The 12868-nt window shown below is 40.7% G+C and carries 12 protein-coding genes; 6 read left to right on the forward strand and 6 right to left on the reverse strand.

The features are described 5' to 3' along the window. Positions 1 to 43: 43 nt before the first annotated feature. Positions 44 to 1939 carry a M61 family metallopeptidase gene (locus DX873_RS09225; RefSeq protein ID WP_116184857.1) on the reverse strand — a complete coding sequence of 632 codons (1896 nt, stop codon included), beginning with the start codon at positions 1937 to 1939 and terminating at the stop codon, positions 44 to 46. Between the two features lie 317 nt (positions 1940 to 2256). On the opposite strand from DX873_RS09225, the gene DX873_RS09230 reads away from it, so the two are divergent. Beyond that, positions 2257 to 2736, forward strand: a complete 480-nt coding sequence (locus DX873_RS09230) for a DUF1569 domain-containing protein (RefSeq protein ID WP_147296636.1) — start codon at positions 2257 to 2259, stop codon at positions 2734 to 2736. A gap of 96 nt (positions 2737 to 2832) precedes the next feature. Continuing rightward, positions 2833 to 3945, forward strand: a complete 1113-nt coding sequence (locus tag DX873_RS09235) for a D-TA family PLP-dependent enzyme (RefSeq protein WP_116184163.1) — start codon at positions 2833 to 2835, stop codon at positions 3943 to 3945. Between the two features lie 79 nt (positions 3946 to 4024). Here the strand turns inward: DX873_RS09235 and rpmA are convergent, their stop codons facing one another. From rpmA to DX873_RS09250, 3 genes are all read right to left on the reverse strand, one after another. Next, positions 4025 to 4285 (reverse strand): 50S ribosomal protein L27, encoded by a 261-nt coding sequence (gene rpmA, locus DX873_RS09240; protein WP_116184164.1) that lies wholly within the window; start codon positions 4283 to 4285, stop codon positions 4025 to 4027. A gap of 28 nt (positions 4286 to 4313) precedes the next feature. After that, entirely contained in the window at positions 4314 to 4856 is a 543-nt protein-coding gene (rplU, locus tag DX873_RS09245) for a 50S ribosomal protein L21 (protein WP_116184165.1), read from the reverse strand. Between the two features lie 103 nt (positions 4857 to 4959). Continuing rightward, positions 4960 to 5406 (reverse strand): DUF4199 domain-containing protein, encoded by a 447-nt coding sequence (locus DX873_RS09250; protein WP_116184166.1) that lies wholly within the window; start codon positions 5404 to 5406, stop codon positions 4960 to 4962. 178 nt (positions 5407 to 5584) lie between these two features. Between DX873_RS09250 and DX873_RS09255 the strand changes: the two genes are divergently transcribed. The 4 genes from DX873_RS09255 to DX873_RS09270 all read left to right on the forward strand — a co-directional run bounded on the left by DX873_RS09255 (position 5585) and on the right by DX873_RS09270 (position 10216). Continuing rightward, positions 5585 to 6907 (forward strand): M16 family metallopeptidase, encoded by a 1323-nt coding sequence (locus DX873_RS09255; RefSeq protein WP_116184167.1) that lies wholly within the window; start codon positions 5585 to 5587, stop codon positions 6905 to 6907. Position 6908: 1 nt separating this feature from the next. Next, complete coding sequence (locus DX873_RS09260; RefSeq protein WP_116184168.1) at positions 6909 to 8981, forward strand: insulinase family protein; 2073 nt, start codon at positions 6909 to 6911, stop codon at positions 8979 to 8981. Positions 8982 to 9075: 94 nt separating this feature from the next. After that, on the forward strand, positions 9076 to 9822 hold the full coding sequence (locus DX873_RS09265) for a hypothetical protein (protein WP_116184169.1): 747 nt from the start codon (positions 9076 to 9078) through the stop codon (positions 9820 to 9822). A gap of 37 nt (positions 9823 to 9859) precedes the next feature. Then, on the forward strand, positions 9860 to 10216 hold the full coding sequence (locus tag DX873_RS09270; RefSeq protein WP_116184170.1) for a heavy-metal-associated domain-containing protein: 357 nt from the start codon (positions 9860 to 9862) through the stop codon (positions 10214 to 10216). A gap of 49 nt (positions 10217 to 10265) precedes the next feature. On the opposite strand, the gene DX873_RS09275 is transcribed toward DX873_RS09270, so the two are convergent. Together DX873_RS09275 and DX873_RS09280 are read right to left on the reverse strand one after the other, a co-directional pair. Further along, a complete protein-coding gene (locus DX873_RS09275; RefSeq protein WP_181899459.1) occupies positions 10266 to 12377 on the reverse strand; it encodes a TonB-dependent receptor domain-containing protein in 2112 nt (703 codons plus the stop codon). A 64-nt stretch (positions 12378 to 12441) separates the two neighbouring features. Beyond that, positions 12442 to 12825: a hypothetical protein gene (locus DX873_RS09280; protein WP_147296637.1), complete on the reverse strand. Its 384-nt coding sequence runs from the start codon at positions 12823 to 12825 to the stop codon at positions 12442 to 12444. Between the last annotated feature and the right edge of the window lie 43 nt (positions 12826 to 12868).

Below are 12868 nucleotides of genomic sequence, written 5' to 3' on the forward strand. Positions count from 1 at the left end.
CCAATCTAAAGATTGGGGCCTTTTCTTTTCTGTTGATTCAAAATTATCCCTTCAACCAAGCGCTACGCAATTGTTTTTGCGTTTCCGTTGCATTTGGGTTTTCAAGTAGTGTAGTGGCTTTGGTATAGGTGGGTGTTGTTGTAGTCTTTATGACAATCTCATCATCACCCCGCAAAAGGACCACTTCAATCTCCCTACCGGGTTTCCAGGTTAACACATCACCAAAAACTTGGTTAGCATTTGCCAAACTCACCTCCGTTCCATCAATGGATTTGAAGATATCATCTGGCTTGGCCCCGTTGTCATTCCAAAAGCTGTTTTCGGCAACAAGCTCATTGAATTTAATTGCTTGTTTTATTGGATCTCCTCCAACAATTAAATTCCCTGCGTTTTGAATATAATTGGTTTCTACTTCGGCCTCACCAAAATGTAGCCCTACTTTCTCGAATATCTTGTCATAATCAATGGGTGTAGTGCCCACCACGTTGGTGTTCAAAAACTCCCCAACCTCAGGATAGGTCATTGCAGTTATCTCGGCTATCAAATTATCATCTACAAATGGCTTATTTTTTCCATACTTGGTCGAGAGTTCTCCCATCAATGATCTTAGGCTTCGATTGCCATTACTGTGCTCTCGCATCAAAATATCTATACACATACCAATTAAAGATCCCTTCATGTACACATTGGCATAGTTATCCTTATAAGGATTTTCCAAGATGTTCTCACTCATTTGAGTAAAGCTCATGGTGTCGTCATAACTGGACTTGGACGTATTAATTTTCTCCATTGTACGGACATAGAATTTCTCTTGATCGATCAATCCTTCATAAACTTGAAAATGCTGTGCGAAGTATTCTGTTACCCCTTCATAGAGCCAAAGATGCTTACTGAATGTGGGATTGTTATAGTCAAAATAATGTACATCCTCAGAGTGCACGGAAAGGGGAGTGACAATATGAAAGAACTCATGGGCCACAACATCAATCATGGATTCTGCCAAGGCCTCCGGCTGCATTTGCTCGGGCAATACAACCACGGTAGAGGTATGGTGCTCCAATGCTCCAAATCCCTTTGGGGCATCTTCTTTCTGGGTATCGGATAGATAAACCAGGATATCATATCGGGGTGTACTGTTCAAATCGCCCAGATATTTTTTTTGCGCTTGCATCATCTCCTCCATGGTCTTTTTCATTTCCGAGGCCTTGTGCACTCCATTCGGAGAAAAGACACTCAACACAATTTTAATGTCCCCGACCATAAATTCCTCGACCTCTGTTTCTCCAAACATCATTGGGTTGTCCGTTACATCAAAATAGCGGTTGGCCAGAAAAGTGGAACTTTTGGAAGCTCCATCTTCACTTTGGGCAGATTGAATCTCCTGTAATGGCGAAGTATAGTTAAAGTTTGTTGGCGAGGTGATATCAATTTGATATGAATTGTTTTTCAGATTATCAAAGTACCCCACAAAACCGTGAAGGTTCAACATGACCTGTTTGGGCTCAATGTTGGTGCCCGAAGGGGAAAAGGGAACTTCCTCTCCAATACCTCCATCCACCTCCTGGTCAAAGGTGTCATTAACCGCGTACTGGATTTTGTCCAGGTTCTTTGCGGAGGTTAGCATCCAGCTATTCGTGTCCACTTTATTAAACTCCATTTCATTGCCATCATAGTCCAAAGCTTTTACTTCCTCGATATATTTTCCAAAGTCGGAAACGGCATAGGTTCCCTGTACCACTCTGGGCAATCTATAGATGACGGTATCCTGAACAAATCGACCAGGATCAATGGTCACGGTGACCTTGTCATCTTGAATATTTACCAAATCTAGATGGGCTTTAATGGGATTGCTAACTGCCAAATCATTGGATAAGTTCTTTGGGCCACAAGAAACAAGCATTCCTAAGGTAAAGGCATACAAGCCAAGTTTTTTAAACATTTTTTGAATTTTAAATGAAATCATCAACTAAGATATGGAGAAAAGGCCTCCGACTACCGTTGGTAGTCGATAATTAAAAATTGTTACACGAGTCTGGAGATTTAACATTTAAAATCGAACAAACGCTTCTTTAAAAAACTAAGGATTAAAATTAAGTAACAAATGATTTTCCCATTGTTCACAATTTCAGTAAAGGTTCTTAATTTCATAAAAAGGTGAGGGAAAGGGAAGAATTGTATGTCAAGTATAATCACTTGGTTATTTGGGCAATGAATGTCTTTTTGGTAGCTTTGACAACAATACTAGCCACGTTAATTGTGACGCAGATATCAAAAGACAACTCTACTTTTTTAGATGAGCAATTTTTACAAATTGCGGACTTCATCCCATTAAGAGACCAACAAAACGCAAAGGTTTCTGCTGGAGATGTGGCGTGGCACCTGGATCATAGTCTTAAGACCATCAACCGGATATATGAGGTATTGAAATCATCTAATCCGAAAGAGTACAAGCGGAGTTTTAGCTTTTCTCGCGTTTTTGTCTTTACTTCTGGAATCATCCCAAGAGGAGTGGCCAGGGCACCAAAATCTGTTCGGCCTCCAGAGATAATTCTGACGGAAAACCTTCATTTGCAATTGGAACAAGCGCGGGAGAATCTAAAGAAATTTGGGGAACTAAAAGATAAGGCCCATTTTAAACACCCATACTTTAAGGTATTGGATAAGACTCAATCCATCCGATTTTTAAAAATTCATACCCGTCATCATTTGAAAATTGTTCGAGATATTTTGAAGTAAACCCGACGGAAAGTTTTTAGCACTTAAACATGGATTTACTATGTAAATCCCTACATTGTTTAGCCAATCACATATTAAAACCCAACTCAGCTGAAAATGACAAAAAATTGGTATGACATTAAAAATGTGGAAACGGTAGATTCCCCGTCAATTGCCTTGTACTTGGAACATTTGAACTATAACATCAATGCGATGCTCTCGCTGGTAGAAGGTAATTCCGATAGGATAATGCCCCATATAAAAACCAACAAAATGCCTGGGATAATACAACTGCTCTTAAATTCAGGGATTACCAATTTTAAGGCCTCTACCATAGCCGAAGCTGAGATGGCCGCATCAGTTGGGGCAAATTCGGTGTTGATAGCCCATCAGTTGGTTGGGCCCAAAATAGCCCGTTTTCTGGAATTGATGTCTCATTTTCCATCCACTCAGTTCTCAACAATCATAGATGATGTTTCAATCGCCCAACTTCTCAATGAAAAAGCAAAAGACAAGGGCCCAACCGTCAGTATTTATATTGACATCAACAATGGAATGAATCGTTCCGGGATTAAAATTGGTTCTGGGCTTGAGGATTTAATCTCTTCTTTGGATACCTGCAATGCACTCAGTTTTCAAGGTTTTCATGTGTATGATGGTCACCTTCGGGACAGTAATTTTTCCGAACGTAATCAGAAAATTGAAAAGGGACTTGAAGAAGTCACTTCCTATTTTAATTCGCTAGCGAAAATGTTTCCCCATATCCAAATGATCTGTGGAGGAACGCCTTCCTTTACTTCGCACCTAAAAAATGAAACCCGGATTACCAGTCCCGGAACTTGTGTGCTTTGGGATTGGGGTTATGGTGAAAAACTTACGGAGCAAAACTTTAAGTATGCTGCACTATTGGTAACCCGTGTTATCTCCAAACCTACGGAGGGGATTGTTACCGTAGATTTAGGGCACAAGTCCGTAGCGGCTGAAAACCCTATTGACAAACGGGTCAAATTTCTAAATCTGGACAGGTATGAGTTACTCTCCCAAAGCGAAGAACATGGGGTGCTCAAAGTGGAAGACTGGGAGGGCATAAAGGTCGGTGATGTCCTTTATGGGGTCCCCTATCACATTTGTCCGACCATCAATCTGCATGATGAAGTCTCGGTGGTACAAGACGGTAAGAAAATTGATACTTGGGAGATTACCGCAAGAAAAAGAAGAATAAAGTTTTAATCTATTGCAGGTTCTTTTTGAGAATAAAAAAACTCCATCCTAAAGGATGGAGTTCTTATATCTTAAGTGAAATTATTACCTAAGCTTCAAAAGGCTCAATGGAAACAAAGGATTTTCCACCAGCTTTCTTTTCAAACTTAACAATACCATCTACCTTGGCGTGCAAGGTATGGTCTTTTCCAGCATAAACATTATCACCAGGATTGTGCTTGGTACCACGTTGTCTTACAATAATGTTACCAGCAATAGCAGCCTGACCACCAAAAATCTTTACGCCCAAGCGTTTCGATTCTGATTCTCTACCGTTTTTTGAACTACCTACACCTTTCTTATGTGCCATGATATATAAATTTTAGTTCTTTTCTTTCTTATTTACTTAGCGCTTCGATCAATTCAGCCTTCTTCATTGAAGAGTACCCTGAAATTTCCTTGGCTTTTGCCATTTCCTTCAACTCAGCAACAGTCTTGGAGCTCAAATCCTCCGTTGCTTTTGGAGCAGCAGCTTTCTTAGGTGCTTCAGCTTTTTTCTCTACTTTCTTTTTAGGCTCAGCAGCTGGTTTTTCAGCTTTTGCTTTGGCCGGAGCTGCTTTTTTGGCTCCCTTGGCCACAATACCCTCAACTACAATCTCAGTCAAGGATTGTCTGTGTCCATTTTTAACACGGTATCCTTTACGTCTCTTCTTTTTAAAGACGATTACCTTATCTCCTTTTAGGTGTTTTACCACCTTGGCCTCAACAGCCGCACCTTCTATGACCGGGGCGCCAATGGTAACGTTACCACCATCGTCCAAAAGAAGAACTTTATCAAAAGTAACTTTTTTACCTTCTTCTGTCTGCAAACGGTGAACGTACACTTTCTGGTCTTTTGCAACTTTAAATTGCTGCCCTGCCATCTCTACAATTGCGTACATAATGCTTTGATTAGATTAAAATTAAGCCGCTTTATCAAAATTAGCGGGTGCAAATATACTCCTAAATCCTTAATCTACAAGTATTATTACCCTGTTTGACGGATTATTTTCCTGGATTATTGGACGTTTTGAACAGCTGCATGAAGGAAAGTGTCAAAACCAAGGTTGTGGCAAACCCCATAACGGCTACCGTAAAAAAAACTATTCCTTGAAAGTTTTTGTAGTCCTTGGCCCAAACAGCGGAGAGTTGATCTAAAAATACATTGTTCAATTCGGTACTATATAGGGCAAAGAAGATGGTAAACACCAAAGTGGCCACAAAACCCATGGTAACACCGGCCATAAAACCTTTACCATAGGTAAACCCTTTCCCTTCCCTTAACTTGGTGTACTTTATGGTTTCATATATCCCAAAACCTGTGATTATTCCATTAAAAAGGCTGTAAAAAACATTGGTGTGCTTTCCCATTAGGGAAAGAATTAAAAAATAGGCGATTAGAACAGCACTGGTGACTATTCCAAAACGAATGGGCAGGGTTAAATTTTTCATTATGTTGAACTTATGGACGCCCTTTAATTTAACAAATGTTGGTGAATTATGCCATACGTTTCCTGTTAAAGACCAAAAAGGATGTTCAAAGACCTTCAAATTTTGTCTATATTTAGCGTAACATCAATCCAAAAACTTCTACTTATCCAATTATTACAATAAATCAATTTGCTTTATTATGAAACGATATTTGCCAATAGCACTTTTCGTATTTCTCATGGGCAATTTTGCCATTGCGCAAAAGGTGGTCTTTGAGGAATATGATTTGGACAACGGACTCCATGTAATTCTTCATCAGGATAATGGAGCACCGGTAGTTACCACTGCGGTCATGTACCATGTGGGCTCTAAGGATGAAAATCCGGAGAAAACAGGATTTGCCCATTTCTTTGAACACCTCTTGTTCGAGGGCACCAAGAACATAAAACGTGGGGAATGGGATCAAATAGTTTCCTCTAATGGAGGAAGTGGCAATGCCAATACCTTCTTGGACAGGACCTATTACTACGAAACCTTCCCTTCAAACAGTTTGGAGGTCGGGCTTTGGCTGGAATCCGAACGCTTGATGCACCCCATTATTGGTCAAGTTGGCGTGGACACCCAAAAAGAAGTGGTTCAGGAAGAGCGGAGACTACGGGTTGACAACTCCCCATACGGAGCTTTCTTTGAGGTGCTCCTAAAAAATCTCTATACCAAACATCCATACCGCTGGGGGGTTATTGGTTCTTTAGACCATTTGGCCAGTGCCACATTGGATGATTTCAAGGAATTCAACAAAACATTTTACGTTCCCAACAATGCCGTGCTGGTTGTGGCCGGGGATTTTGAAACGGAAAAGACCAAAAAAATGATTTCGGATTACTTCGGTCCTATTCCAAAAGGGGCCGAAATCCAACGAAACGAGGTTAAGGAAGAGCCCATCACCAATACCATCATGGACACGTATCATGACCCCAACATACAGATTCCTGCAATTCTACTTGCCTACAGAACTCCTGGTCAGGCTGAAAGGGATGCGTATGTAATCAATATGATATCTACCTATCTGAGCGATGGTGAAAGTTCCAAGCTTTATAAAAAGCTGGTGGACGAGAAAAAGATTGCGCTTCAAATCTTTTCGGTGCCAATTGATGCCGAGGATTACAGCTCCTATGTAGTAGGAGGATTGCCTGTTGGAGAAAACTCAATCCAGGATATTAAAGACGAAATTGATGCTGAGATTCTTAAAATACAGACCGATCTCATCTCTGAGAAAGATTATCAGAAGCTTCAAAACAAGTTTGAGAACAACTTTGTAAATGCCAACAGCAGTATTGCCGGTATTGCCAACTCTTTAGCAGAAAACTACATGCTTAGGGACAATACCAACCTAATCAATACAGAAATTGACATTTACCGCTCCATTACCCGAGAAGAAATTAGGGAAGTAGCCAAGAAATATTTAAAGGTGAACCAACGCGTAGAGCTAGAGTATTTACCCGAACAAAAAGATGCCAATTAAGATGAAAAAGTATATAGTTTTTACCCTGCTATCTCTTTTTGTGTTCGTTTCGCATGCACAAATTGATAGGACAAAACAGCCCGAACGTGGACCAGCTCCCGAGATAAATCTTCAAGAACCTGCACGTTTTGAGTTATTGAACGGACTTAAGGTCATGGTCGTAGAAAACCATAAACTGCCACGAGTTCGGATGCAATTGACCATTGACAACCCTCCCATTTTACAAGGAAACAAAGCTGGGGTGGCCGATTTGACCTCAAGCCTATTGGGCAAAGGTTCAAAATCCATCCCTAAGGATGATTTTTATGAGGAGGTTGATTTTCTAGGTGCTTCCATCAGTATTGGAGACCAAGGAGCATCAGCAAGTTGTCTATCCAAGTACTTTCCTAGAGTTTTGGAACTTATGGCCGATGCTTCCCTAAATCCAAATTTCACACAAGAAGAGTTCGATAAGGAAAAGGACAGGATTTTAACTGGAATCAAATCAGAGGAAAAAGACGTTTCCGCAATTGCCACCCGTGTACAATTGGCACTGGCATACGGAAAAGGCCATCCCTATGGTGAAATAACATCGGAAGAAACGGTAAACAATGTTTCTTTAGCTGATGTGGAGCAGCACTACCGTAATTATTTTGTACCGGCCAATGCCTATTTAGTGATCATCGGTGATGTGGAATTTGACAATGTTCAAGAATTAGTGACACAATTCTTCACCCCATGGACCAAGGCAGTTCCGCCATCATTTAATTATTCAAAACCCACGGATGCGCAGTACACTCAGATCAATTTTGTAGACGTTTCCAATGCTGTGCAATCCGAAGTGGCGGTGCAAAATATTACGGAACTCAAAATGAAGGATGAAGACTATTTGGATGCCCTTTTAGTCAATAGAATATTGGGAGGAGGTTCACAGGCCAGATTGTACAAAAATCTTAGGGAAGATAAAGGCTACACCTATGGGTCTTATTCTGGTATCCGCGCCAATAAATATAGCCCAATGCGATTCAATGCCTATGCCCAGGTCAGAAATGCCGTTACGGATAGTTCTGTGGTACAAATTCTAGACGAAATAAATAGAATCACCAATGAACCCGTGACCGATGAAGAACTGACCAATGCAAAGGCCAAGTATGCCGGAAATTTTGTGATGGCTCTGGAAAACCCGGAGACCATTGCCAATTATGCACTGAACATTGAGACCGAAGACCTTCCTAAGGATTTCTATAAAACCTACCTAGAGCGAATAGAGGCGGTGACCAAGGACGATGTACAAAAAGCTGCACAAAAATATTTCTCCACCACCAACGCAAGAGTGGTCGTTACAGGAAAAGGAAGCGAAGTGCTGGAAAACCTTGGTAAGGTGAACTTCAATGACAAGAAAGTTCCGGTTCTCTATTACAATAAATACGCAAGCAAAACCGAAGAACCCAATTATGATGTTGCCCTTCCCGAAGGGTTAACAGCCGCCACGGTCTTGGAAAAATATATTGAAGTGATTGGAGGAAAAACTAAACTGGAGGGCGTGGAGTCTTATGCCATGTTAGCTGAGGCCGAAATGCAGGGCATGACCCTTGAATTGGAGATGAAGAAAACCGCAAAAGACCAATTCATGCAGGATATCAAAGTAATGGGCAATTCCATGCAAAAACAAGTTTTGGATGGAGACAAGGGATATATGATGGCCCAAGGTCAGCGTAAAGACTTATCCCCAGAAGAAATTGAAAAAATAAAGGAAGAATCTGCTGCATTTCCCGAGCTGAATTATCTTTCGGTTGGGAATATCACGGTTGAAGGAATTGAGCCTGTAGGTGGCAAAAAAGCCTACAAATTGAAGATTACGGAGAAAAAAACGGTCTTTTATGATGTAGAAACCGGACTTAAGCTGAAGGAGACCAACATAGAAGAAGCCCAAGGACAACCTATGACCAATACATTGGAGTATGAAGATTATAGAGAAGTCTCTGGAATAATGTTTCCTTTTAAGATGGTTCAGACAGTAGGACCACAAAGTTTTGACTTTCAGGTAAAGGAAATCAAGGTCAACGAAGGGGTTTCAGCTTCAGATTTTGAATAAAAAAACAACCTGTTAAAAAGGCGCTCAAATGAGCGCCTTTTTTTGTTTATCAACCCCAAATTATGACCTATTTTTATACTCTACATGTTTTCGTATGACTAAAAGAGAATTTATACAGTTCAATAGAAAATGGCACCGCTATCTGGGTGCCATTTTAGGAATACAGTTTTTTCTATGGACCATTGGAGGGCTCTATTTCAGCTGGACGAACATTGATGAAATTCGAGGAGACCATCTCAAGAAAAAACACATTTTACCTTCTTTGAACGACACTCTGGTCTCCCCTTCCCAGTTTCTTCTGAAAGAAAATATTCCTAAAGACAGTATTTTGACATTGGAGCTAACCTCCATTCTTAATGATCCCATATATAGGATTGTTTACAACTCTGGAGGAGAAAGAAAGGTAGTGCTTACCCATGCCCTTACCGGAGAATTAAAAAAGCCTTTATCTGAAAATGAAGCTGTACAAATGGCCAAAGAAGGTTTGGCTGTGGATGCCCCTCTAACAGAAGTGACCTATTTAACAGAAAGTGGCAAGCACCACGAATATAGAGGAAGGCCGTTACCTGCCTATGCTATTACTTTTGGGGAACCTGCCAACACTACGGTCTATGTTTCTCCAGAATATGGGAGCATACAAACGTTTAGGAGTAACAAGTGGCGCGCTTTTGATTTTTTATGGATGTTGCACACCATGGATTATGAAGGACGCGACAATTTTAACAACTTGTTGTTGAGGGCATTTGCCGTATTTGGTCTTTTCACCATTCTCTCTGGATTTACCCTTTTTGTTTTGACATCTAAACGATTTTCCAGAAAAAAACACAAATTCAGAAAATAGAACAGGTAAATTGCAGTTATGTAATAAAATAAGATCCATGAAAATCAAACTCCTTTCCTGCTTGTTGTTTTTATTCTTGTCTGTTCATTTTGTTGGTGCACAAACCACAAAAGAACAAAGCTCTTCAAAAGAAATTCCATCAGTGAGCCTTGCCAAAATAACCATTGATGGTATGGCGTGCCAAGAAGGTTGCGCAGATACCATTCAGCTAAATCTTAGCAAGATAAAAGGTGTCCACAAGGCGACAGTGAGTTTTGAGACGGGAATGGCCATGGTAGAATTTGACCCTAAAATGGTCTCAGAGGAAGAAATCCAAAAGACCATAACCGACACTCGAGTGAAGGATTATGTTTACTCTATAAAGGATATTGTTATCCTGGAAAATCCGATGTAGAAAAAAGGGCAGATAATCTAAAATCACCTGCCCCAATCGTCAAGAACAACTAAAAACTATATTGTACAAATGCTGAAAAGCTTCGGCCGGGATCGTTTATTGGAACCCTTCCGAAATCAGCTTGGTTTACAAAAGAAAAATTCATGTGGTTGTTGTAGGTCTTGTCAAAAATGTTCATGGCAGCTACACCGAGTGTAAAATGCTTGAACGGTTTTGCTCCAAATCTAAAATCCAGAAGACCGTAGCCATCAGTAACCTGCTCCCCAAAGGAGGATGCAATGTCTGATTGCTCCGAGGTAAGGGTATAGGTGGCCCTAGCCCATAGTTTTTCCCGCTCGTATCCAAAATTGAATCGAGTGACCAATGGAGGCGTCAAAGGCAAGGCCTCATCCAAATCTTTATTTTTTGTGTATACATAGGCTAGTTCAGTCTTTAGGTTGAAATCTTCCAAAAATTTGATTTCCCCAAATACTTCAAAGCCTGTTTTATATGCCTCGTCCACATTGGTGAATCTTTTTACCTCTTGAGGAGGGGCCATGGGCATATATTTCTTTTGAATCGACTCATCAATCAAGGGAGCAATGTAGTTGTCATAGAAAGAATAATATGCTGATGCTCCATAATCCACTCGGTCAATAAACGAATCCGAGAAAATCTTTTTGGCCTTTACTCCCAATTCAAATTGGTTGTTGACCTCGGCATCCAAAAACGGGTTACCTACATGTTCGTATGGGTCTTGCCCTACATTGAAGTGGTTTATGAACCGTTCAATCATATTGGCAGAACGCACTCCTCTACCATAGGCAAATTCAAACAAAACATCTGGAGATGCCATAAACTTCATGGAGGCCGTTGCACTTATATTGTTTTCTGTTCTACTTCCCACTTCGGGATATAGCGCCACAAAATCGTCCGCAGGAGCGTTGATGTCTGAACGGACCATATCATATCGCATGCCCATGTTGAGCAACCATTTTTCCGCAAGCGGATATTTTCCTTCCACAAAAACACCAAAATCATCAATTCTGGAATCTTGCCATACATCGTCCACAAATTCCATTGGCATTGGTAGCGGGTCTCCGTTCATATTAAGCTTCATCGATCTTACTCTTTGACCTTCCCTTCCAACGGAAAAGGCATCCACTCCCGTGAAAAGTTTAAAGTTCTCTTTAGGTCTCCACTCTAGCTCTACCCGGCCTCCTATAGTAGTGGCATCAACGGTGGAAACAGCATCCACGCGCATAAAACTTGGGCGGTCTGTATTGGACATAATATGATCAACCTGAGAAAAATAGGTTTTGGCGCTTATTTGTCTAAGGACTCCGTTTGCGTTTTCCCATTTATAATCCAAAGAAGCTACTGTACTGTTGTCTTCATCTGTATCCATGGGAAGACCGGCATGTAGCACATCCCTACCGTAGGATTGTCTAAACTCAGCAAGAAAACGTTGCTTTTCATTTGGGTTGAACCCTACTTGAATACCATAGTCGGTACTCTTGAAAGATGAAGGTATTTCATTACCGTCTCCATCTTCATAATTTCCAAAATCGCGATAGCCAACATTAAGATTTACATCAAAATCTTCGTGTACATATTTAACATTGGCCAAGGTGGTAATTGAGTTTCCATTGGTTTCATCACCAAAGTTTACTTTTCCATGGTACCCTTTTTCTCCTTTGTCGGTTTCGTGGGTAACCAAATTGACCACCCCGCCAAAGGTGGCTCCATACCTAAAGGTATACGGCCCTTTGACCACTTCTATCCTTTCTATTTCTTCGGGAATGACATGAGTAGTAATTGGGTCCATTCTGTTGGGACAGGCATGCATAACCTTGGTCCCTCCATTGAACTGAACGTTCAATTGTTCATACTGAGAGGCGCGAAAGGAAGGGTCTATGGCATAGTTGCCTCGTTTGATCAATGCAAAACCATTGATGTCCTTAAAAAGGTCCGCAACATTCTTGGGTTGGACAATTTTCTTGGAGTGTTCGCTTTCCACCATTGAGAAAACGGGGTCAGATTTTTGTTCTCCCTCAACCACCACTTCGCTCAGCTTAACGGTTTTTTGCATTAGGGAGTCTTGCGCAGTTTCAACCTGCGCGTAGGACACTGCGGTCCCAAAAAACAAAACCATAAGTTTTGTTATCGTAATATTTTTCATTTTGATATTGTTTAAGGTTATACCGATACGGTCTACGGTCTAAAAACCGATTTGTATGTAAGCCTTAAACAATAGGGGGTTTGTACGAAGAAGAAATATAATTGAAGGAATAATTGTTGGTATATTGATAATATACTTGCTGCGCTTCTTTTGAATCTGAAAACGAATACTTGGGAGCATCCATGTAAAAGACAAGTATCTGCTCCCAACCTATGGCCGGCATAGGAAGTTCATTTTCATCACTCTGGGCCGTTAGCATTTGGGAAAGCATACATTTACCATCACAATTAAGTTCTGGTCTATCCCTATTTTCACAAAGCCTTTCTATAAATCCTTCCTGATCTATGCTATAATACACATACATGGAAGAAAAGCGAAGATTGCTCATCATAATCAGGACTATGAAAAGTGATGAAAAAATCAGTGCTTTGTGGTCTGTCTTCAACACGGGTTGATATTGAATCACAAAATTAGTGATTCCACGACCTCAA

The sequence above is a fragment of the Flagellimonas nanhaiensis genome (assembly GCF_003382275.1).
In the GTDB taxonomy this organism is placed as follows: domain Bacteria; phylum Bacteroidota; class Bacteroidia; order Flavobacteriales; family Flavobacteriaceae; genus Flagellimonas; species Flagellimonas nanhaiensis.

Excerpts from the sequence above, each read along its gene's own strand:
- DX873_RS09250 (WP_116184166.1), bottom strand. The coding sequence starts at position 5,406 with ATGAAAAATTTAACCCTGCCCATTCGTTTTGGAATAGTCACCAGTGCT.
- DX873_RS09275 (WP_181899459.1), bottom strand. The coding sequence starts at position 12,377 with ATGAAAAATATTACGATAACAAAACTTATGGTTTTGTTTTTTGGGACC.
- rpmA (WP_116184164.1), bottom strand. The coding sequence starts at position 4,285 with ATGGCACATAAGAAAGGTGTAGGTAGTTCAAAAAACGGTAGAGAATCA.
- DX873_RS09255 (WP_116184167.1), top strand. The coding sequence starts at position 5,585 with ATGAAACGATATTTGCCAATAGCACTTTTCGTATTTCTCATGGGCAAT.
- rplU (WP_116184165.1), bottom strand. The coding sequence starts at position 4,856 with ATGTACGCAATTGTAGAGATGGCAGGGCAGCAATTTAAAGTTGCAAAA.
- DX873_RS09265 (WP_116184169.1), top strand. The coding sequence starts at position 9,076 with ATGACTAAAAGAGAATTTATACAGTTCAATAGAAAATGGCACCGCTAT.
- DX873_RS09225 (WP_116184857.1), bottom strand. The coding sequence starts at position 1,939 with ATGTTTAAAAAACTTGGCTTGTATGCCTTTACCTTAGGAATGCTTGTT.
- DX873_RS09235 (WP_116184163.1), top strand. The coding sequence starts at position 2,833 with ATGACAAAAAATTGGTATGACATTAAAAATGTGGAAACGGTAGATTCC.
- DX873_RS09260 (WP_116184168.1), top strand. The coding sequence starts at position 6,909 with ATGAAAAAGTATATAGTTTTTACCCTGCTATCTCTTTTTGTGTTCGTT.
- DX873_RS09270 (WP_116184170.1), top strand. The coding sequence starts at position 9,860 with ATGAAAATCAAACTCCTTTCCTGCTTGTTGTTTTTATTCTTGTCTGTT.